19 protein-coding genes, 1 other RNA gene, 1 pseudogene and 1 other annotated feature are annotated in these 20,821 nt (G+C 48.8%); of the genes and pseudogenes, 2 read left to right on the top strand and 19 right to left on the bottom strand.

Translation table 11 applies throughout. From position 1 onward, the window contains the following. Positions 1-5: 5 nt before the first annotated feature. From NFR98_RS04575 to NFR98_RS04545, 8 genes and pseudogenes are all read right to left on the bottom strand, one after another. Positions 6-674, bottom strand: a complete 669-nt coding sequence (locus NFR98_RS04575) for a tetratricopeptide repeat protein (protein ID WP_014097911.1) — start codon at positions 672-674, stop codon at positions 6-8. Positions 675-1,039: 365 nt separating this feature from the next. Further along, the gene (gene mnmA / locus NFR98_RS04570; protein ID WP_014097910.1) at positions 1,040-2,155 is read right to left on the bottom strand and encodes a tRNA 2-thiouridine(34) synthase MnmA; all 1,116 of its coding nucleotides are present in this window, start codon (positions 2,153-2,155) and stop codon (positions 1,040-1,042) included. A 15-nt stretch (positions 2,156-2,170) separates the two neighbouring features. Then, positions 2,171-3,316: a cysteine desulfurase family protein gene (locus NFR98_RS04565; RefSeq protein ID WP_014097909.1), complete on the bottom strand. Its 1,146-nt coding sequence runs from the start codon at positions 3,314-3,316 to the stop codon at positions 2,171-2,173. Positions 3,317-3,332: 16 nt separating this feature from the next. Continuing rightward, complete coding sequence (cymR, locus tag NFR98_RS04560) at positions 3,333-3,752, bottom strand: cysteine metabolism transcriptional regulator CymR (protein ID WP_014097908.1); 420 nt, start codon at positions 3,750-3,752, stop codon at positions 3,333-3,335. 313 nt (positions 3,753-4,065) lie between these two features. Further along, complete coding sequence (locus NFR98_RS04555) at positions 4,066-4,419, bottom strand: hypothetical protein (RefSeq protein WP_230951703.1); 354 nt, start codon at positions 4,417-4,419, stop codon at positions 4,066-4,068. A 110-nt stretch (positions 4,420-4,529) separates the two neighbouring features. After that, positions 4,530-4,727, bottom strand: coding sequence for a hypothetical protein (locus tag NFR98_RS04550; protein WP_230951702.1), 198 nt, complete (start codon positions 4,725-4,727; stop codon positions 4,530-4,532). Between the two features lies 1 nt (position 4,728). Beyond that, a pseudogene (locus NFR98_RS15795) lies at positions 4,729-4,878 on the bottom strand (hypothetical protein); the annotation flags it as partial. A gap of 140 nt (positions 4,879-5,018) precedes the next feature. Beyond that, positions 5,019-5,762: an SDR family NAD(P)-dependent oxidoreductase gene (locus NFR98_RS04545; RefSeq protein WP_014097906.1), complete on the bottom strand. Its 744-nt coding sequence runs from the start codon at positions 5,760-5,762 to the stop codon at positions 5,019-5,021. A 266-nt stretch (positions 5,763-6,028) separates the two neighbouring features. Here NFR98_RS04545 and NFR98_RS04540 point away from each other — a divergent pair, with 266 nt between their 5' ends. After that, positions 6,029-7,306 (top strand): replication-associated recombination protein A, encoded by a 1,278-nt coding sequence (locus NFR98_RS04540; RefSeq protein WP_026683585.1) that lies wholly within the window; start codon positions 6,029-6,031, stop codon positions 7,304-7,306. Positions 7,307-7,338: 32 nt separating this feature from the next. On the opposite strand, the gene NFR98_RS04535 is transcribed toward NFR98_RS04540, so the two are convergent. From NFR98_RS04535 to NFR98_RS04510, 6 genes are all read right to left on the bottom strand, one after another. After that, the gene (locus tag NFR98_RS04535; RefSeq protein WP_014097904.1) at positions 7,339-8,106 is read right to left on the bottom strand and encodes a tRNA threonylcarbamoyladenosine dehydratase; all 768 of its coding nucleotides are present in this window, start codon (positions 8,104-8,106) and stop codon (positions 7,339-7,341) included. Between the two features lie 73 nt (positions 8,107-8,179). Further along, positions 8,180-9,115 (bottom strand): bile acid:sodium symporter family protein, encoded by a 936-nt coding sequence (locus tag NFR98_RS04530; protein ID WP_044051948.1) that lies wholly within the window; start codon positions 9,113-9,115, stop codon positions 8,180-8,182. 106 nt (positions 9,116-9,221) lie between these two features. After that, positions 9,222-9,406: non-coding RNA, 6S RNA (gene ssrS, locus NFR98_RS04525), on the bottom strand. Between the two features lie 104 nt (positions 9,407-9,510). Next, positions 9,511-11,283 (bottom strand): aspartate--tRNA ligase, encoded by a 1,773-nt coding sequence (gene aspS, locus NFR98_RS04520; RefSeq protein ID WP_014097901.1) that lies wholly within the window; start codon positions 11,281-11,283, stop codon positions 9,511-9,513. Further along, on the bottom strand, positions 11,280-12,563 hold the full coding sequence (gene hisS / locus NFR98_RS04515; protein WP_026683586.1) for a histidine--tRNA ligase: 1,284 nt from the start codon (positions 12,561-12,563) through the stop codon (positions 11,280-11,282). Before hisS ends, aspS begins: the two co-directional genes overlap by 4 nt. 144 nt (positions 12,564-12,707) lie before the next feature. Beyond that, positions 12,708-12,930: a binding site (T-box leader), on the bottom strand. A 127-nt stretch (positions 12,931-13,057) separates the two neighbouring features. After that, positions 13,058-13,234 carry a hypothetical protein gene (locus NFR98_RS04510; RefSeq protein ID WP_168986061.1) on the bottom strand — a complete coding sequence of 59 codons (177 nt, stop codon included), beginning with the start codon at positions 13,232-13,234 and terminating at the stop codon, positions 13,058-13,060. 137 nt (positions 13,235-13,371) lie between these two features. Here NFR98_RS04510 and NFR98_RS04505 point away from each other — a divergent pair, with 137 nt between their 5' ends. Then, positions 13,372-14,835: an N-acetylmuramoyl-L-alanine amidase family protein gene (locus NFR98_RS04505; RefSeq protein WP_014097898.1), complete on the top strand. Its 1,464-nt coding sequence runs from the start codon at positions 13,372-13,374 to the stop codon at positions 14,833-14,835. A 29-nt stretch (positions 14,836-14,864) separates the two neighbouring features. Here NFR98_RS04505 and NFR98_RS04500 read toward each other — a convergent pair whose 3' ends face one another. The 5 genes from NFR98_RS04500 to NFR98_RS04480 form a co-directional block, all read right to left on the bottom strand. Then, positions 14,865-16,691, bottom strand: a complete 1,827-nt coding sequence (locus NFR98_RS04500) for a DHA2 family efflux MFS transporter permease subunit (RefSeq protein ID WP_026683587.1) — start codon at positions 16,689-16,691, stop codon at positions 14,865-14,867. Between the two features lie 9 nt (positions 16,692-16,700). Then, positions 16,701-17,351 (bottom strand): beta-barrel domain-containing protein, encoded by a 651-nt coding sequence (locus NFR98_RS04495; RefSeq protein WP_251459777.1) that lies wholly within the window; start codon positions 17,349-17,351, stop codon positions 16,701-16,703. 7 nt (positions 17,352-17,358) lie between these two features. Next, complete coding sequence (locus NFR98_RS04490; RefSeq protein WP_251459775.1) at positions 17,359-17,799, bottom strand: MarR family winged helix-turn-helix transcriptional regulator; 441 nt, start codon at positions 17,797-17,799, stop codon at positions 17,359-17,361. A gap of 246 nt (positions 17,800-18,045) precedes the next feature. Further along, positions 18,046-18,486 carry a D-aminoacyl-tRNA deacylase gene (gene dtd / locus NFR98_RS04485; protein ID WP_061086584.1) on the bottom strand — a complete coding sequence of 147 codons (441 nt, stop codon included), beginning with the start codon at positions 18,484-18,486 and terminating at the stop codon, positions 18,046-18,048. 13 nt (positions 18,487-18,499) lie between these two features. Next, on the bottom strand, positions 18,500-20,689 hold the full coding sequence (locus tag NFR98_RS04480; RefSeq protein ID WP_251459773.1) for a RelA/SpoT family protein: 2,190 nt from the start codon (positions 20,687-20,689) through the stop codon (positions 18,500-18,502). Positions 20,690-20,821 lie beyond the last annotated feature (132 nt).

The following is a 20,821-nucleotide window of genomic DNA, read 5'->3' as shown; positions in this document are numbered from 1 at the left end:
TCACCTTACAGCGTTTCAATGTCTTTCAGTTTTTCAACCATTTTCAAGCCGTATCCCGAAAGCAGATGGCCCGGCTGAATCTCCACCGCTTTTTTGAAGTAGCCGGCCGCTTTCTCCAGGTCGCCAAGGAACTGCATATAAATCGCGCCTGTATTGTATAAAGCATCCGTATGTTTTGGGTCCTGTTCCAGCACTTTTTGAAATTGTTTCAGCGCTTCGTCCGCGAAATTGGATTTGATAAGGGAGAGCGCGTACTGAAATCTCGCTTCCGTATCCCCTTCATCCAGTTCAACGCTCCTTTGCAAATACGGCATGGCAAAGCGCGGATTGCCGAGCATCATAAAACACATGCCGAGCATAAAATACGTATCTTTGTCCTTGAGCCCGAGCTGGATTGCTTTTTCAAAACAGCCGGCAGCCGCTTCATAATGCCCCTCTTCGTATTGGATTGTGCCAAGGCTGTAAAAGGGGGTGGGAAGTTCTTTCAATGCCAGCGCTTTCCGGTAAAAATTCTGCGCCTTTTCCCGCTCGCCTGCAGCAAGCAGCACATCGCCGAAATGGATATAGCCGACCGGATCGTCCGGATTGTCTTCGATCACTTCATTAAACCATTTCAGCGCTTCATCATATTTTTTTTTCTGCAAGGCTTTCATACCGCGTTCATGCTTGTTCATTTCGTACACTCCTGATTAATGATACGAGTATTATAACATAAAATGAATCGCTTCACTTTTTAAACGAACCCCGACATTTTGTGAGGGCATGCTTTTGCACTTCCCCCACCCGGTCCAGATCATCGTCTTCGCAGGCTGTGTGAAAGATGAGGTGATTTTTACAGCTGTATGCAAATGGAGCGGGTCTTTTCACGCTGTGTGAAGGAGTACTGCCCTTTCCTGTTTCATGAAAAAACCTGTACTGCGATCATGGCGAGCTTCCCCGTTTCCTTGTTTCCGGCGATCACGTTTCCCCTGGTCAACATTTCACTGTTTTGTCCATAAATAGAGCCATGCCCACAATTGTGTGCATGGCTCCTGTAAGATCAGCCGACGTACATGAGCTGTTCTTCGTTTTTATAAATTTTATCGATCGTGGCACCGCCAAGGCATTCTTCACCGTTGTAAAAAACAACAGCCTGGCCGGGGGTGACGGCACGAACCGGTTCGTCGTAAATGACTTTGACTTCATCATTACCAAGCAGCTGGACCGTTACTTTCTGATCCGGCTGGCGGTAGCGGAACTTCGCGGTGCACCGGAATACTTCAGGCGGCTTTTTGCCCGATACCCAGTTTGCTTTCACGCCGGTCATATAGTCGGAGTAGAGGGCCGGATGGTGGAATCCCTGTTCCACATAAAGAACATTTTCTTTCAGGTCTTTGCCGACAGCAAACCATGGCTCGCCGGAACCGCCGATCCCAAGGCCGTGGCGCTGGCCGATCGTATAGTACATCAAACCTTCGTGTTCGCCCATCACTTTACCGTCGAGCGTTTTCATCAGCCCTTTTTGCGCAGGCAGATAATGGCTTAAAAATTCTTTGAAATTGCGTTCGCCGATAAAGCAGATGCCGGTCGAGTCTTTTTTATTTGCCGTGGCAAGCCCGGCTTCTTTCGCAATTTCGCGGACGCGCGGTTTTTCCAGATCCCCGATCGGGAACATCACGCGCGAAAGCTGGTACTGCCCGAGCTGGTTGAGAAAATACGTCTGGTCTTTATTTCCATCCACGCCCCGCAGCATTTTATATTCGCCGTCCTGGTGAGTCACGCGTGCGTAATGGCCAGTCGCAAGATAATCGGCGCCGAGGTTTAAAGCATGTTCAAGAAAAGCCTTGAACTTGATTTCCTTGTTGCACATTACATCCGGGTTCGGCGTCCTTCCCGCGCGGTACTCATCCAGAAAATAGGTGAACACTTTATCCCAATACTGTTTTTCAAAATTAACGGCATAGTACGGAATGCCGATCTGGTTGCAGACGCGGATGACATCATTGTAGTCTTCCGTTGCCGTACAGACGCCGTTTTCATCGGTATCATCCCAGTTTTTCATAAAAATGCCGATCACATCATAGCCCTGCTGTTTAAGCAAATAGGCGGCAACAGAAGAATCAACGCCGCCCGACATGCCAACAACCACTCTTGTATCTTTTGGTGCTTTTTGCATAATGCCTCCTCTTTTCTATTGTTGCTGGAACTTGCGGACGATTTCTGCCGTTTTACGGGCGGCTGCTTCCACTTGCTCCATCGTATTGGCAATCCCGAAACTGAAACGGATGGAGGTACGGAGCCGTTCCGAATCGCGCCCGAACATGGCAACAAGGACATGGGAAGGCTCAATCGACCCGGCTGTGCAGGCAGAACCGCTCGAGGCCGCAATCCCGGCAAGATCCAGATTGACAAGCATCGATTCCACATCCGTTTTCGGAAAACTTAAGTTGAGCACATGCGGAAGGGCCGCCTCCGCGTTGCCGTTCAGCTGAAATTCCACCTTTTCCTGCTTTAAAATTTCCATAAATCTTTGTTTAAAAGCGCTGTATTGCTTTGGTTTATCCACAAGCGCCTGCTGCGCCCATTTGACGGCCTCGGCAAAACCGGCAATGGACGCCGTATTTTCCGTCCCGGGGCGGCGTTTTAATTCCTGGGCGCCGCCGAAGTTGCGGTTTTTCAATTTTGTTCCGTTCCGAACGTATAAAAATCCGATCCCTTTTGGCCCGCCGATTTTATGGGCCGAAACGGAAAGCATGTCCACGTTCAGGGCATTTACGTCGATCTTCTCATTTCCGTAAGCCTGGACGGCGTCCGTATGAAAAACGGCCGGATGGTTTTTCAGCAGCTCACCGATTTCGGCGATTGGCTGGATCGTTCCGACTTCATTATTTCCATACATCACGCTGACAAGAATGGTATCATCTCGGAGCGCTTTTTGCACGTCTTCCGCCTTAATCCGCCCTGTTTCATCCGGCTGCAAATACGTGACGTCATACCCTTTTGTTTCCAGGTATTCCAGCGGATGCAAAACGGCATGATGTTCGATTGCCGTGGAAATAATATGTTTTCCCTTTTCAGCGGCTGCTTCTGCCGTACCGAGAATCGCGTAATTATCCGCTTCGGTTCCGCCGCTTGTAAAAATGATTTCATTAAACTGTGCGCCGATGCTGTCTGCAATCACCTGGCGCGCTTCGTCCAAAATGCGGCGCGCTTCCCTGCCGAATGCATGAATGCTCGACGGATTCCCGAAATGGCCGGTAAGCACTTGCATCATTTTTTCTGCAACTTGCGGAAGAACAGGGGAAGTGGCCGCATGGTCCAAATAAATTTTTTCCACTTTTCGCACCTCTTAATTAGATATAATACATGTAGGCATCCGGTTCTGTATCTTCCCGGTATTTGGCCAGATCTTCAATGGTTGTGCTGTCAAGAACGTCCTTGACCGCGTCCCGGATCCGGATCCAGAGCTGGCGTTTCACCGGTTCTTCGTCTTCAATGCCCTCTACCGGTGTAATCGGTCCCTCCAGCACACGGATCACATCACCGGCTGTGATTTGCGAAGGTTTTCGCGTTAAAACATAGCCGCCGTAAGCGCCGCGGATGCTTTTGACAAACCCGGCATTACGGAGCGGAGAAATCAGCTGCTCCAGATAATGTTCAGACAAATTCTGGCTCTGGGCAATGGATTTCAGGGAAGTCGGCCCCATGCCGTACCGCTTTGCCAGTTCAATCATAATGGTCAGCCCATAGCGGCCCTTCGTTGAGATTTTCATTTCATTCCACCTCTTTCCGATTATTCCCGAAAAAAAATTGTTAAGCCAAAAACGGCAGATGAGCGCGTAAAAAAATAAGCCCATTCATATAAATGAACGAACAGACTGGTCCCAAACTTAACATATTATAGCATATTTATCGGCATAATGCGAAACAAGAGCGGCGTGTGAATGCTGCTTTAACTTGAAAAACATCATTGAAAACAGGAAAAAGCCCCCTTTAATTCATTAGAGGCTATAGAGGGTGTTTTGCTATGTTCAATTAAGGCGAATTTTTGCGTTTTTTTCACAAGTTCCATAATAAAATCATCTTTTAATCTTTGGTTTTGTCATATTTGGAAATACTTCGTTTTCTATCTGACTTGACTTGGTGTTTCAATGCATTTTTATGCGCTTTCATGGCGGAAGAATGATTAACAGAAGAGGATTCGATTGTGTCACTTGTGTCCGTATCGTCGTTTCCTGAAACCTCTGTATTTGAGTTGGGACCAGAAACAAGTAAAGAACCATCATCTTGTGCGTATGCTAAAAATACATAAGATTGGCCAACTTCAGGAAGCACATCATCATCAAATGTTACGATTGAACTCCCGTCTTCCGAAATGCCGCCAGCTTTTTGAACGGGAATAGGTTTGTCAGTCTCTAGTTCACCTTTTATATTTTCCAATACTGTTATTTTGTAATTGGTATAGGGTGTGGAAATTTCCTTCGTACCCTCTTCTGTTTCAATTTGTGTTGTATTTTTATATGCCGTACCTGTTTTCTCCTCAACGCATGCTAAAAATCGGCGTCCCCGACAGTTTCTTCAGGATGATCCCTATTAATTGAAAAAGCACCGTCCATCTGCACTTTTTTAGGATGTTTGCTCGTTTTATTGGTTGCAGCATGATGAGAGCACGCCCCCATCGCCATTGCAGCAATCAGTACCAGAACAACCACCAATGGAAGCAATGTTTTTTTCTGTGAAAAACTCATTCTAAATCCCTCCTTTGATTTTAGGTTCTTTTAGCCGACAAGGTTTGAATGCGTTTTCATTATCGTTTAATGTTATTCTGATGGTTTCGTATTTATACATCATGTCACTGCTCGTATGATGTTTCAAGCCTAAAGCATGTCCAAGTTCATGGGTCCCGACATTTTGCCTTTCTGATAAATACCATCAGGCGACAATCATTATGGATTAAGACAATTTGAAGGGGGCCTGGTTCTTTCAAAAATCAACTTCATCCGAAAAAACACCATCCGGTTTTCCCCGGATGGTGTTTTTTATTGTGCCGTATAACCCCCGTCCACATGGAGATCCGTGCCGGTAATAAACGATGCGTCATCGCTTACAAGGAACAAAACGGCTTTCGCCACTTCTTCCGGCTTGCCAAGTCTTTTCATCGGATTGTGGTCAATGGTTTCCTGAATTTGTTCTTTTGTGAAATATTTCAGTGCCGGCGATTCTGTTGTACCCGGAGAAACGCTGTTGACGCGGATGCCCTGTTTGGCATACGTAACAGCTTCCGCCCGCGTCAAATTCACAACCGCAGCTTTGGCGGCGGAATAGGCCGCACTGTTGGTAATCCCGACGTGGGCCATAAAAGAGCCCATGTTGACAATCGCGCCTTTTCCGTTTTTCAGCATGTACGGGATCGCATATTTATTGGAAAGCATGACACCGGTTAAGTTAATGTCCAATACTTTTTGCCAGTAGTCCTGGTCGAGTTCATGAACAGGCCCGTGCTTTTCCGGAATCCCGGCACACGCAACCAGAATGTCAAGCTTCCCGTAAGTATCCGTCGCCTTCTCCATTAAATGCCTGACACTGTAATAATCGGAAACATCACAATGAACAAAAAGCGCTTCCCCACCGGTTTCTTTGATTTTGTCGGCAATTTCCATCTTGGATTCCGCCACATCCCCGATGACGACTTTCGCACCTTCGTTCGCAAAAAGCCAGGCCGTCGCTTCCCCGATTCCGGAAGCGCCGCCTGTAATGACGGCAACTTTATTTTTCAGTCTCACCGCGTTCACCTTCCTATGTCAAATCATGCAAAAACCATGCACAGCCGGATCTCATTTTTTTCCATGCCGTTCATGGCGCCCATTTTCCTAGCCTACAATCATTATATCAAAAAAGCAACAATGTACAGCCGGGAAAACTGAAAAATACAAAAAGCCCCCATCAATGCTATTCCCTTTAAACCTATGCCCGAAAAACCTGATTGCTTCCCGCATGCCCGTGAAATCTGTTAAGATAAGGATACGAAAACAGGTTTGGAGCGATTAAAATGAAAGACGAACCGCTTGCCTACCGGATGCGGCCGCGCACGATTGATGAAGTGATCGGACAGGAGCATCTCGTCGGCAAAAATAAAATTATATACCGGATGGTCAAAGCGCGCCAGCTTTCTTCCATGATTTTGTACGGGCCGCCGGGCGTTGGGAAAACGTCGATTGCCAGCGCGATTGCGGGAAGCACCAAATATGCATTCCGTACGTTAAATGCCGTGACGAACAATAAAAAGGATATGGAGATTGTCGCCGCCGAAGCAAAAATGAGCGGAAAAGTCATTTTGCTTCTCGATGAAGTCCACCGGCTCGACAAAGCAAAACAGGATTTTTTGCTGCCTTATCTTGAGTCCGGCATGATCGTCCTGATCGGGGCCACAACGAGCAACCCGTACCATGCCATTAACCCGGCGATCCGGAGCCGCTGCCAGATTTTTGAGCTTTTCCCTTTATCGCTTGATGAGATCAAGACGGCGCTTACCCGTGCCCTTGATGATGCGGACAGGGGACTTGGCAAATACAAAGTGAAAATAGAGGAAGCGGCTTTCAACCATTTTGCGCAAGGATCGAACGGCGATGTGCGTAGCGCGTTAAATGCGCTGGAACTGGCCGTGATTTCAAGCGAACCTGATGATGACGGCGTGATCCACATTACGCTTTCTATTGCCGAAGAATGCCTGCAGAAAAAAAGCCTTGCCCATGATAAGGACGGCGACGCGCACTACGATGTGCTGAGCGCTTTTCAAAAATCGATCCGCGGTAGCGATGCCAATGCCGCCCTTCATTATTTGGGCCGGCTGATCGAAGCCGGGGACCTGCCGAGCATTGCGCGCAGACTCCTTGTGATTGCTTACGAAGACATCGGCCTTGCAAGCCCGCAGGCCGGCGCGCGCACCCTTGCCGCCATCGAAGCGGCAGAAAGGCTCGGGTTTCCGGAAGCGCGCATCCCGCTTGCAGCTGCGGTCATCGAATTATGCCTGTCGCCGAAATCAAATTCCGCGATCATGGCGATTGATGCCGCCCTTTCTGATATCCGTGCCGGAAAAAGCGGCGAAGTGCCCGCCCATCTGAAAGACGCCCATTATAAAAGCGCAAAACAGCTGGGACGGGGCATCGGTTACAAATACCCGCATGACTTTGAAAATGGCTGGGTCAAACAGCAATATCTTCCGGACACCCTCAAATATGCCCGTTATTATGACCCGAAAAAAACGGGCAAATTTGAACGGGCGCTTGCCCAAGTGTATGAAAAAATGGAGCAGAACCATAAGCCGTAAAAAAAGAAAGCATCCGTGATGCTTTCTTTTTTTCAATGTTCATCTTTTACCCTTTTTACCGGGATGTCTTTCAAAATGTCACGGACAACGAAACTCGCCATAAACAGCCCTGCGGTTGACGGAACAAACGCATTAGATGAAGGTGGCATTTGTGCTTTACGGATTTCGGCTTCATCATTTCCGACCACTTTGCGGACATCTTCGCGGATGACGATCGGGCTTTCGTCGGAAAACACGACCGGAATGCCTTTTTTGATGCCTTCTTTGCGCAGCTTCAGGCGCACAACGCGGGCAATCGGATCGGTGTGCGTTTCGGAAATGTCTGCGATGCGGAGGCGTGTCGGGTCCATTTTATTGGCCGCCCCCATGCTGGATATCATTTTGATCTTCCGTTTCAGGCATTCTTTCATTACATGCACTTTGTAAATAATCGTATCACTTGCATCCACCACATAGTCCGGCTTATAAGAGAAAAACTGTTCAGCCGTTTCTTCCGTATAGAACATTTTTAAAGAAATCACGTCACAATCCGGATTGATATCGGCAATCCGTTTTTTCATCAAATCGGCTTTCGCCTGCCCAACGGTGGAAAGCAGCGCCGGAATCTGGCGGTTAATATTTGTAATGTCAACATCATCTTTGTCAACAAGGATTAACCTTCCGATTGCCGACCGAGCCAAAGCTTCAACCGCAAACGAGCCCACGCCGCCGACACCGAGAATAGCAACGGTGCTGTTTTTCAGCTTTTGCAGCCCTTCCTGCCCGATTGCCAATTCATTCCGTGAAAACTGATGCAGCAATTTCCTCATCTCCAAACATACTCATTTCTTTCCTAGATTATCCAAAAACGGCCCGGAAAGCAAACCTTTATGTTCAGCTGCTTGCCGCCGGCTTTTCCGTTTTTTTATCCCTGTATACGCTCGAAAGCAATGTTCCGAAAAAAGAGGCCAGCACCTGCTGAAAAAGCATGCCGGAGATGACCGGCAGCACAACCTGGGCCGGGAAAAAGGTGACTGCGATGACAGATCCGGCACTGATATTGCGCATGCCGCCGCTGTATGTTAAGGTCACGATCATGCCGCGGTCAAGATGGAACAAAGCGCCGATCAGCCAGCTTAATAAATAGCCGCAAGCCGAAATGAACAGCACAGTCAGGATAATAAACAGCACATGGGCATCCATTCCCCTGAGGTACGGCGATACGACCCCGCCGTTGATCATGACGACAAGAAACATGCCGATTTTGGAAAACGGAGAAAGTACTGAAGAAGCCTTCCGCTGGGTTTCGAGCTGTGTAAACTGGCTGAACAGGATGCCGAGCAAAGACGGGATGACGATCATCGTAAAAAGATCTTGCATGAGCGGCCAAACCTCAATATGTACATTCTTACCGACAAACAAGAGCAAAGTAAGCGGCACAACAACCGGAGAAAGCAGGGTATCTATCAAAATGACCGTTAAAACAAGCGGGATATTCCCTTTTTGCATCATGACCCATACAAAGCTTGTCACACCTGTCGGAATGGCGGCCGAAAGCAAAAACCCGGTTGTCGTCAGCGGGTGCCCGGGAAAGAGCAAATGCCCCGTTCCGTACGCAAACAAGGGCATAAAAAGGTGTAGCACCCCTAAAGCAAGCAAAACCGGAAACGGATGGCGAACAACCGCCCCGAGCTGCTTAAAGGTTGAGCCGATGCTCCCTGTAAAAGTCATAAAAGCAAACAGCCACGGCACTAAAAATAAAAGGCCCGTCAACCGGTGCCCGAGCACCATCCCGATGATCAAGCTTCCCGGGATAAAAACCGGCATCATTTTGCCAAGGAAACGGTTTGCGCGATCAAAAAACGAAAAACACACAAAAATTCCTTCTTTTCCAAAAAATAAAAACCCTCTTTTTCTAAAGAGGGAAAGGAGTGGAATGAGCCCCGGACGTGCCGTTCTTGCAATCCTCTGTTTTGATCCCGCTCTCGAGCAGGTGGGTGCCCTGCACCAGGCTTTATGCGTCCCCGCAAAGGGCATGCACGCCGTCTGGTGACCCCGGGCCCCCGATAATGAAGTGTTCGGTCAAAACGATAGGAACATATACGAACACCCCAGGACTCATTCAACTTGTTTATATCATAGCATTTTTTTCACCCGTTTTCAAACGAAAAAAGGCTCGCAGGCGGCTGGAAAAATTTTACGCCGCCTTTTTCCGGGTTTTGATCTCATTTTTTTGCTTTTAATTTCAATTGCAGCTCATCCAGCTGCGCCTCGCTGACCGCGCCCGGTGCATTCGTCAGCAGGCAGCTGGCGCTGGCTGTCTTCGGAAATGCAATCGTGTCGCGCAAGTTGCTGCGGCCGGCAAGGAGCATGACAATCCGGTCAAGGCCGAGTGCGATGCCCCCGTGCGGCGGCGTGCCATAATCAAACGCATCAAGCAAAAAGCCGAACTGGGACTGTGCCTGCTCTTTTGAAAAGCCGAGCGCCTTAAACATTTTTTCCTGGACATCCCGTTTATAAATCCGGAGCGATCCGCCGCCGAGTTCATACCCGTTCAATACAATATCATAGGCCTGCGCCTTTACGCTTGCCGGGTCGGTTTCCAGCTTCTCAATATCTTCTTCAAACGGCATCGTGAACGGATGATGTGCCGCCGTATAACGCCCTGCATCTTCGTCATATTCCAAAAGCGGCCAGTCCGTCACCCACAGGAAGTTGAATTTCGACTCGTCAATCAGGCCGAGTTCTTTGCCGAGCTTGTTTCTTAGCGCCCCGAGCGCATCGGCGACGACTGATTTTTTATCCGCCACAAACAACAGCAAATCGCCCGTTTCTGCATTTGTAGCAGCCGCTAATTGCGATTGTTCCGCTTCTGTAAAAAATTTTGCGATCGGGCCCTTTAACCCTTCGTTTTCCGCTTTCAGCCAGGCAAGGCCTTTCGCGCCGTAACGTGCGGCAAATTCGCCGAGCGCGTCGATGTCTTTTCTCGAATATTTGCTTGCCGCGCCCTTTGCATTGATCGCTTTTACTTGCCCGCCCGAGGTAACGGCAGATGCGAACACTTTAAAACCGGCGTTTTGGACGATTTCGGAGACGTCCACCAGTTCCATGCCAAAGCGGGTGTCCGGTTTATCCGATCCGTACCGGTTCACGGCTTCCTCGTAGGTCAGCCTCGGCAGCGGCGTTTCGATATCGATGTTTTTCACTTCTTTCATCAGCCGTTTGATCATTTTTTCTGTCATGGTCAAAATGTCTTCCTGGCTCATGAAACTCGTTTCAATATCAATTTGCGTAAATTCCGGCTGCCTGTCTGCACGCAAGTCTTCATCACGGAAACAGCGAGCAATCTGGTAATAGCGGTCAAAACCGGAGATCATCAAAAGCTGCTTAAACAATTGCGGCGACTGCGGCAAGGCGTAAAATTCGCCAGGATGCACCCGGCTCGGCACGAGATAATCGCGGGCGCCTTCCGGGGTGCTTTTTGTCAAAACCGGGGTTTCAACATCGATAAACCCTTCTTCATCGAGAAAGCCTCTAATTGATTTTGTAATCGCATGGCGCATTTTCATCGTTTCAAACATGACCGGGCGCCGCAAGTCGAGGTAACGGTATTTCAGGCGCACATCTTCCGCCACGCCCGTCTCGTTTTCAATCATAAACGGCGGGGTTTTTGCATTGTTGATGATCGCAAGGCGGTCGGCCTGAATTTCAATTTTGCCCGTTTTTAAGTTCGGATTTACCGTATTTTCGGAACGGGCGATGACTTTCCCCTCTACTTCGAGCACATACTCGTTCCGGACTTTTTCCGCAAGTTTAAAAGCTTCTTCAGAGACCGCCGTATTAAATACAATTTGGACGATACCGGCACGGTCGCGCAAATCGATGAAAATGAGGCCGCCCAAGTCGCGCCTTCTCTGCACCCATCCTTTCAGCACCACTTTTTCGCCAATCTGTTGTTCCGTCACATCACCGCAATAGTAAGAACGTCCTTCCATCATGCTTCCCCCCTGTTTGCCATATCTTTAAAAGCTGTAATAAACCCTTCAAGCGGCAGTTCTTTTTGTTCGCCTGTCGCCATATTTCTGACGCTTGCTTTCCCGGCCCGCAGCTCCTCTTCGCCGATGACCGCAACAAATGCGGCTTTCACCCGGTCCGCCGCTTTAAACTGTGCCTTCACTTTGCGTCCCAAATAATCCTGGTCAGCTGAGAATCCGGCACTTCTTAATGCCTGGAGCAATTTAAAAGCAGCCGGTTTCGTCTCCTCGCCGATCGCGACCACATAGCAGTCCGTCCTGTGGCCAACAGGAAGTTCGATGCCTTCCGCGTCCAGTGCCGCAAGCAGCCGTTCAATGCTTAAGGCAAACCCGATCCCCGGCGTTTCCGGCCCGCCCATTTCCTCAACAAGGCCGTTGTAACGCCCGCCGCCGCAAAGGGTGGTGATCGCGCCGAATCCCTCCGCATTGCTCATAATTTCAAAACAAGTATGCACATAGTAATCAAGGCCGCGCACAAGCCCGGGGTCGATTTCATAAGGGATGCCGAGCGTGCCAAGAAACTGCAAAACTTTATCAAAATAAGCTTTTGATGCATCATTTAAATAATCCAAAATGGATGGCGCTGTTTTCATGAGCGGATGGTCATGATCTTTTTTGCAGTCAAGAATACGCAGCGGATTTTGTTCAAGGCGTTTTTGGCAGTCCGCGCAAAACTCCCCGATATGCGGTTTGAAATGATCAATAAGCGCTTCCCGGTGCCTGAGCCGGCTTTCTTTATCGCCGAGGCTGTTGATCACAAGTTTGACATTTTTTAAACCAAGCTGTTTGTAAATATCCATTGCGAGCGCAATGACTTCGGCATCGATGGCCGGGTCTTCGCTTCCGAGCGCTTCAACGCCGAACTGGACAAACTGACGGAAGCGCCCTGCTTGCGGCCGTTCATAACGGAACATCGGGCCGTTATAATACAGTTTGACCGGCTGAACCGCGTTTCCGAACATTTTATGCCCGATAAAGGAACGGACGACCGGCGCTGTTCCCTCCGGCCGCAGTGTCAGGCTGCGCCCGCCCCTGTCATCGAATGTGTACATCTCTTTTTGGACAATATCCGTCGTGTCCCCGACCCCTTTTTGGAAAAGCTCGGTATATTCGAAAATCGGTGTCCGGATTTCCCGGTACTGATAGTTTTCACATATTTTTTTTGCGGTGTTCTCAATATAATTCCATTTTTCCACCTCGCCGGGCAGGATGTCCTGCGTGCCGCGCGGAATTTGAACGGTCATGGCGTACTCCTCCTTCTATTGCTGAAAAATGATGGGTTTTCATTTTCATCCTGCATGCCTAAAAATGTTGATATGAAGACGAGTATCCTCCTTCTCAATCAATGTTTATGTAAAATAAAAAACCCCCGGTCCCTTGTCTTATAAACAAGGGACGAGAGTTGAATTCCCGTGGTGCCACCCTAATTGAAGCGTCTGCTTCCACTTTTACAGTTAACGCCTGTAACGCCCGTCCCTACTGGATTTCCGTTCAGGACAGAACCTACAAAGTGTTCGTTCATTAAGCCGTTGTGCAGAAATGTTTTCAGCCCGGGACATTTCCTCTCTTTTCACACGGATCTTAATTACTCTTCTTTGTCATCGGTTTTGCCAATTTTACCATCTATTTTTATTATGTTACGCGTGGCACCGGCTGTTGTCAAGGCTGCCGGCAAAGTTTTTCCCCGATCTGCGTTCAGCGCCTGAAAAAGTTCGTTTTCCGCGGATCGGGTCTTTCATTATGAGCGCCCCAGTTTCTTTTTCAAAAGTTTCAGGTCCCCTTTTGAAAGACCAGTTTCAATCGCTGATTCAGCGTTGAACGCTTCCTGTCCGGCACTTCCCGGATCCTGGAAATTAACGCCGTAAATTTGATTAAATGCATTACCGGCTGTCCTATTTTTATCCGCTGCTCTCAATGCCGTTCACTCCTTCTCGTTCCATCCTTTCTATTTTTCCCTTTTTTATTTTTTCTTACCCGCAAAAAGGAGTTTTTTTACGGAGCGCGAATAACAAATAGTGGACAATTTTCCGGACAGGGATGAGGGGTGGAGATGTGAAAAAACTTTTTTTCCGGCTGTTTTTCCTGGTGCTCTTTTTTCTGATTGCACCCGGCGTGATCCATGCGGGGGCGGAAGAGGCCGGGACGGTAACGGTGACGCATGCGGCTGTCTACATCCGCAGCGGGCCCGGGGTGTCCTACCCGATCGCAGGCAAAGCAGCCAAAAACGACACGTACACGGTTCTTCAAAAAGACGGGGATTGGTTTCAAATCCGCCTCCCGCAAGGAAATACAGGCTGGATTGCGGGCTGGCTTGTGGAAACAGGCACCCCTTCCGCAAAACAATCAAAACAAGGAAAAATCACCGCTGACCGCCTGCGCATTAGAAAAGCGCCGGACCAGTCTGCCGCAATCGTTGGCACGCTTGAAAAAAATGCCGTAGTCACGGTTACCAGGGCAGAAGGCGGCTGGGTTTATATTGAAAGCGGCAATGTTTCAGGCTGGGCAGACAGCCAGTATGTACAGACGGAAAAAAACAAAAACGCCGGGAAAACGGCGGAAAACAACGTAAGCGCCGCAATTGTTGCCGCCACAAGCCTGAATATCCGCCGGTCTCCTTCGCTTCAAAGCGGAACGGTAGCGACAGTAACGTACGGGACGAGACTTGAAATTACCGGAACCGACCACGGCTGGTATGAAGTGGAACTGGAAGACGGCACGCACGGATGGGTCGCAGGCTTCTATGTGACGCGCGAAAGCCAGGCAAAGCGCAGCAGTGAAGCAGAAGTGACCCTCCATTCCGGCACAAACCTTTACAAAAGGCCCCAATCCGGCTCGGACACGGTGGGAACCGCCAAGGCCGGAGACCGGTTTCCCATCGTTTCAGAAATGGACGGCTGGTATAAAATCAGGCTGGAAAGCGGCACTTCAGCCTATATTTCGGCAAAAGCCGCCCAAAAAAGTGATACGGCTGTAAAAAAAGGAATCAAGGGAAAGACGATTGTGCTTGACCCCGGTCACGGCGGAACGGATAACGGCACAACCGGCGCTTACGGCACGCTCGAAAAACTGGTGACGTTAAAAACGGCGAATGCCCTGTACGAAAAGCTGAAAAAAGCGGGCGCCCGGGTCATTTTAACCCGGAACAGCGATACGTACGTATCTTTGTCGGAAAGAACCGCCATCAGCAATACAAATCATGCCGATGCTTTTGTCAGCATTCATTTTGACAGCGCTGAAGATTCCCATACGCGCGGGCATACGACGTATTATTATCATGCGCAGGACTATGATTTCGCAAGGCTTGTCAATAACCAGATCACAAGCCGGCTCGGCACCGTTGACAGGGGCGTAAAATTCGGGGATTTCCATGTTATCCGTGAAAATACACAGCCAGCCATTTTGCTTGAACTCGGTTATTTGAGCAGTCCGGCTGAAGAAAAGCATATCGTGGAGAAGTCTTTTCAAACGAAGGCAGTGGCCGGCATTTATAACGGGTTAAAAGCTTATTTTCAGTAAGAAAATGCCGGGGCATCCCCGGCATTTTTTTATTTCTTAATATTTGGCTGCGGCATTGCGCGTTTGATAAAGAACGACAAAATTAACGCAAACGCTGCGATCCCGGTCGCGACGAAAAAGGCATCGTTTATGCCGCTGATCGTCGCATTCACAACCGATTTTTGATACACAATAGAGGAGCCGAGCACCTGCCCGTACTGGGAAGGCAGCCCGGAAGCATGGGCCAGGCCCTGCCCGATGGCCGCGATTTTAGCAGACACATACGGGTTGATATTTGCAAAGGCATTGACGTAGTTTGCCGTATGGAAATCGGCACGGGTGGACATGACGGTTACGAGGAATGCCGTTCCGAGACTTCCGGCAACCGTACGGGCGGTGTTGGCCGCGGCCGTCCCGTGGCTGGTCATATGAATCGGCAGCTGGTTCATCCCTTCGGTCATGATCGTCATCATAATGAAAGACATCCCGAAGCTGCGCAAAACATACAAGAATAACAAGTGGCCGTAGGAGGTCGTCATCGACAGCTTCGTAAATTCGTAAGTTGTCCAGACGGTGATAATCAAGCCGAAGACAGCGAGCGGTCTTGCCCCCAACTTGTCAAACAGCCAGCCGGATATCGGCGACATAATCCCCATGACGATCGCCCCCGGCAGCATCAGCAAACCGGAATCAAGCGCAGTAAACCCGCGGATGTTTTGCAAATAAATCGGCAGCAAAATCATCCCGGCAAACATCGCCATATTCACTACCATGCTGACAATCGTCGTTAAAGCAAAGATATCATATTTGAATACACGCAAATCAAGCATCGGTTTTTCCGTCGTTAATTCCCGCCATACGAACAAAACAAGCGAGATAACGGCAATGATCAGGGAAATGACAACCTGTTTGCTGCTCCAGCCGTCATTCCCGGCTTCACTGAATCCGTACAGCAAAAAGCCGAAACCGAGCGTGGAGAAGATAATACCCGGAATATCGATTTTCGGGTTTGTCGTTTTCATGACATCTTTCATCCATGCCAAAGTGACAAAAATATCAATCACGCCGAACGGAATGACAATCCAGAACAGAATATGCCAGTCGTAATGGCCGACCAGCCACCCTGACAATGTCGGGCCGATCGCAGGGGCGAAAATCATGGCAACCCCCATCATCCCCATCGCGCTGCCGCGTTTTTCAGGCGGGAAGATGGTTAAGAACACCGTCATCATCAACGGCATGATGATCCCGGCACCGGAAGCCTGGACAATGCGCCCGAGCATCAGAATCGAGAAGTTTGTCGAAATGGCGCACAAAACCGATCCGGCCGTAAAGAGGGAAACGGCTGTAATCAGCATTTTCCGCGTGCCCCATTTACTGATCATAAATGCCGTAACCGGAACAAGAATCCCGTTTACAAGCATATATCCGGTTGACAGCCATTGCACCGTATTCGCCGTCACATTCAAGTCGTTCATAATATGCGGAATGGCGACATTCAAAAGCGTTTGGTTCAAAATCGCCACAAATGCCCCAAGCATCATCGCAAAAACAATTTTCCCTCTGCCGTGTTCTTCCTCCACTTCCGGGGGAACAGCAGCTCGCCCGGGTGCTTCTGCCGGACGTTTTTCGTCGTCCGTACGAGCGCGGCGCGTTTCCATTTTTTCAGGCTCTGCCGCCAATCCTTCATCTGTTTTTGCCGGCACCTGCGTTTCCGCTTTTTCAGGCGGCGCAGGCATTGTTTCCATTTCCGGCGCCCGCTTGTCAAGAAGCGGGCTTTCCATCTTTTTCTTCCTTCCCCTGTTCCTTAATATGAGATTCAGGATAAGAAGGACAATGACCGATAAAAGAACATAACCTGCGATAAATTTTCCCATCGGATTCACCTACTTATGAATGCGCACAGTCACGTTCATGCCCGGAACCAGGTCCAGCCCGCCATAGCTGTCAAGTTTGACTTTAACAGGAATGACCTGTGTTTCTTTCGTATAATTGCCTGAGCTTCTGTCTGTCGGCATAAGAGAGAACGTGCTGGCAGCCGCTTTTCCGATTGAATCGACGGTTCCTGTCAGTTTGGTGTTCGGATAGGCATCCACGTACACGTCAACGTCCTGGCCGGTTTTCACGTCATTAAGATCTGTTTCTTTTACTTCAGCAGTGACATACAAGTCGTCCAAATCATAGCTTTGTGCAAGTGTTGTACCGGCTGCCACATACGTATTCGCAACCGCGGAATTTTTCACGATCGTGCCGTCTGCCGGCGCTTTAATATCCATTTTCACCGTATTGGCGCCGTTTTGTACTTCAACGGTACCGACTTTATCCCCTTTGGTAAATGCCTTGCCTTCCTTACCGTCCCATGAAACGAGTTTGCCGGTTGCAGGAGAAGCGATGGTGACCAACTGGCCATCAATATAGGCGTTATCGGTTGTGACATAGCTGACCGAGCGGTTGTAAAAATAATATCCGGTAAAACCGCCGCCAACGAGAATAACAAGAATAATAATATTGATCAAAATCATCCGTCTTGCGCTCATAAAAAGTTTACTCCTCCTCAGATGTTAAAATTTCCAGCATTTCGTTGTGGAGCCTTAACAGATTTTCCAACTCCGCTCCGTAACGTTCTGTGATCAGGTACATTTTTTGTTTCAGTATTGTATTGCCGCCCATAAACGCTTTGAGCCTGCTTTTCCCCTTTTCGGTCAGACAGAGGACAACGGCTCTCCGGTCATCCTTGGATGATACCCTGTTGACAAATTCCTGCTGGACAAGCCGGTCAACAATGCCGCTGACTGTGCTGTTCGTTAAATAGAGGCTTTCCGCCAGCTCATTTAATCGCATATTGGGATGAAGCGCGATGGCTTTTAGCGCAAACATTTGCATCGCGGTCAAGCCATGCTGTTCCGCCTCTTTTTCGGCCAAACGTAAAATGGCTTTATTCAGCCTGAAAAGCGATTGTAACAATTCATATGAACCGTTCTCCATGTATCCCCCTTCCTTTAACCCTTAAATGATTCTTTACGAAATAATTCGCATCCGAATGATTAACGCTATCTATCTTTGCATATCCAAAGTACAATTGTCAACTATATTACACTAAAACTTTTTTGGAAACGTTTTTGCTTTTCAAAAAGAAAAAACCCCGAATGATCAGGGTTTTGGCTGTTTATTTGCTTTCCAAAAGGAGACTGTTTGTCGTAAATCCAACGCCATGATGCTCAATTCGGCTGTTTATTGACTTTCCAAAATGAGCGTAACCGGCCCGTCATTTGTCAGCCGGACATCCATCATCTCCCCGAATCTGCCGGTTTCGACATGGACACCCTTTTCTTCCAGCTTCTGATTAAACAGATGGTAAAGCTGTTCTGCCTGTCCGGGCTTTGCCGCCGCCATAAAATTCGGGCGCCGCCCTTTCCGGCAATCGCCGTACAAAGTAAACTGGGAAACCGACAAGATTTCCCCTCCGGTATCCAAAAGCGACAAGTTCATTTTTCCCTGTTCATCTTCAAACACGCGGAGATGGACGATTTTTTCGGCGAGATAGACTGCATCTTTTTCGGTATCTTCGTGCGTTACGCCTACGAGGAGGACAAAGCCTTTTGTAATGCTTCCTGCCACTTCCCCGCCAACAGTGACGCACGCTTCCTTACTGCGCTGCAAAACAACCCGCATTTTTCTGACTCCTTTAACTCATGATCCTTCTGACTGAATAAATATCCGGAATATGTTTAATTCTTTCCACGACCCGGTGCAAATGGCTAATGTTCTGAATGGAAATCGACATGATAATCGTGGCCATTTTGTTGCGGTCACTGCGCCCGCTGACGGCCGAAATATTCGTTTTCGTTTCATTGACCACCTGCAGGACTTCATTGAGCAGGCCGCGGCGGTCGTACCCGGTAATTTCAATGTCGACATTATACTCTTTCCGGTCGGCCGCATCCGTCTCCCATTCGACCGGGATAAGCCGGTTTTGCGCCTCTTCGTTCTGCACGTTTGGACAGTCAGCGCGGTGGACGGAAACGCCTCTGCCTTTTGTGATAAAACCGACAATTTCATCACCCGGCACTGGATTGCAACATTTCGAAAGGCGGATCAGCAAATTGTCGACGCCCTTCACGGTTACGCCTGCATCCTTTTTCCGGTGCTTTGCGGCCGGTTTCTGCTCGGAGACAATCTCCTTAATCGCTTCTTCGGAGTCCCGCTGCTTCCGCCATTTTTCTGTCAGCCGGTTGGCGATTTGGCTTGCGGTAATCCCGTTGTACCCGACAGCAGCGTACATGTCGTCTTCATTGGCAAAATTAAATTTTTCGGCAACTCGTTTGATATTGTCGGCTGCCATCACTTCTTTGACATCGAATTCCATCGCCCGGATTTCTTTTTCCACCATCTCGCGGCCTTTTTCAATATTTTCTTCTTTCCGCTGGCGTTTGAAAAACTGGCGGATTTTGTTTTTCGCCTGTGATGTCTGGGCAAGGTTCACCCAGTCGAGGCTCGGCCCGTATGAGTGTTTTGAAGTGAGAATTTCGACAATATCGCCAGTTTTTAACTGGTAATCGAGCGTCACCATCTTGCCGTTGACTTTCGCGCCGATTGTCTTGTTGCCGATTTCCGAGTGGATCCGGTAGGCAAAATCAATCGGGACGGACCCGGACGGCAGTTCAATGACGTCCCCCTTTGGCGTAAAGACAAACACCATATCGGAAAACAGGTCGATTTTCAGTGATTCCATGAATTCTTCCGCATTATTGGTGTCATTTTGAAATTCGAGAATTTCGCGGAACCATGACAATTTTTTCTCAAAAGACGTTTTCTCATTAACCGTTTTGCCTTCTTTATATGCCCAGTGTGCGGCAACCCCGTATTCGGCAATGCGGTGCATTTCAAACGTCCGGATCTGCACTTCAAGCGGTTCGCCTTTTGGCCCGATCACCGTCGTATGGAGCGACTGGTACATGTTCGGCTTTGGCATCGCAATATAGTCTTTAAACCGGCCCGGCATCGGTTTCCAGCATGTATGGATGACACCGAGCACGGCATAGCAGTCTTTGATGCTTTTGACAATAATCCTTACGGCAAGCAAGTCGTAAATTTCGTTAAATTGCTTATGCTGCTGGACCATTTTCCGGTAAATCGAGTAAATATGCTTCGGTCTGCCGGAAATTTCTGATTTGATATGGATATCCGCAAGCCGTTCCTTCACTTCTTCAATGACATTTTGCAGGTACTGTTCACGCTCGGCGCGCTTCCGCTTCATCAAATTCACAATCCGGTAATATTGCTGGGGATTTAAATAACGGAGCGAGGTGTCCTCAAGCTCCCATTTGATGGCGGAAATGCCGAGGCGGTGGGCGAGCGGCGCAAAAATTTCGAGCGTTTCATTCGCGATCCGCCGCTGCTTTTCGGGGGGAAGATGTTTCAATGTACGCATATTGTGCAGCCGGTCCGCGAGTTTGATCAAAATGACGCGGATATCCTGCGCCATCGCGACAAACATTTTCCGGTGGTTTTCCGCCTGCTGCTCTTCATGCGATTTATACTTAATTTTCCCGAGTTTCGTCACCCCGTCAACAAGCATCGCCACTTCATCGTTAAATTCTTCACGAAGCTCGTCAAGTGTCACATCTGTATCTTCCACAACGTCATGCAGAAAACCTGCTGCAACCGTTGAAGGATCCATCTCCAAATCCGCCAGTATCCCGGCAACCTGAATCGGGTGAATGATATACGGCTCCCCCGATTTGCGCTTCTGGCCTTCATGCGCTTTACTGGCGAACGCACAGGCATGCCGCACCATTTCAACATGTTCGTCGTTTAAATATTGTTTTGTCCTCTCAATGACGTCCTCGGCGGTCATTATTCGGTCATTCGCCATAAAAAAATCACCTTTAAACTGGAATATATGAATTGATGATTGCAATATCATATTGACTCAACTTTCGCACCTAGAAAATCATAATAAATTCAGTGCTGGCTAATGTCTATTACGTCTCAGATACAGCACTTG

It is taken from the genome of Weizmannia agrestimuris (genome assembly GCF_943193165.1).
GTDB lineage: Bacteria > Bacillota > Bacilli > Bacillales > Bacillaceae_C > Weizmannia > Weizmannia faecalis.
The sequence above is the reverse complement of the archived record's forward strand: the minus strand, read 5'-3'. Positions and strand labels throughout refer to the sequence as shown.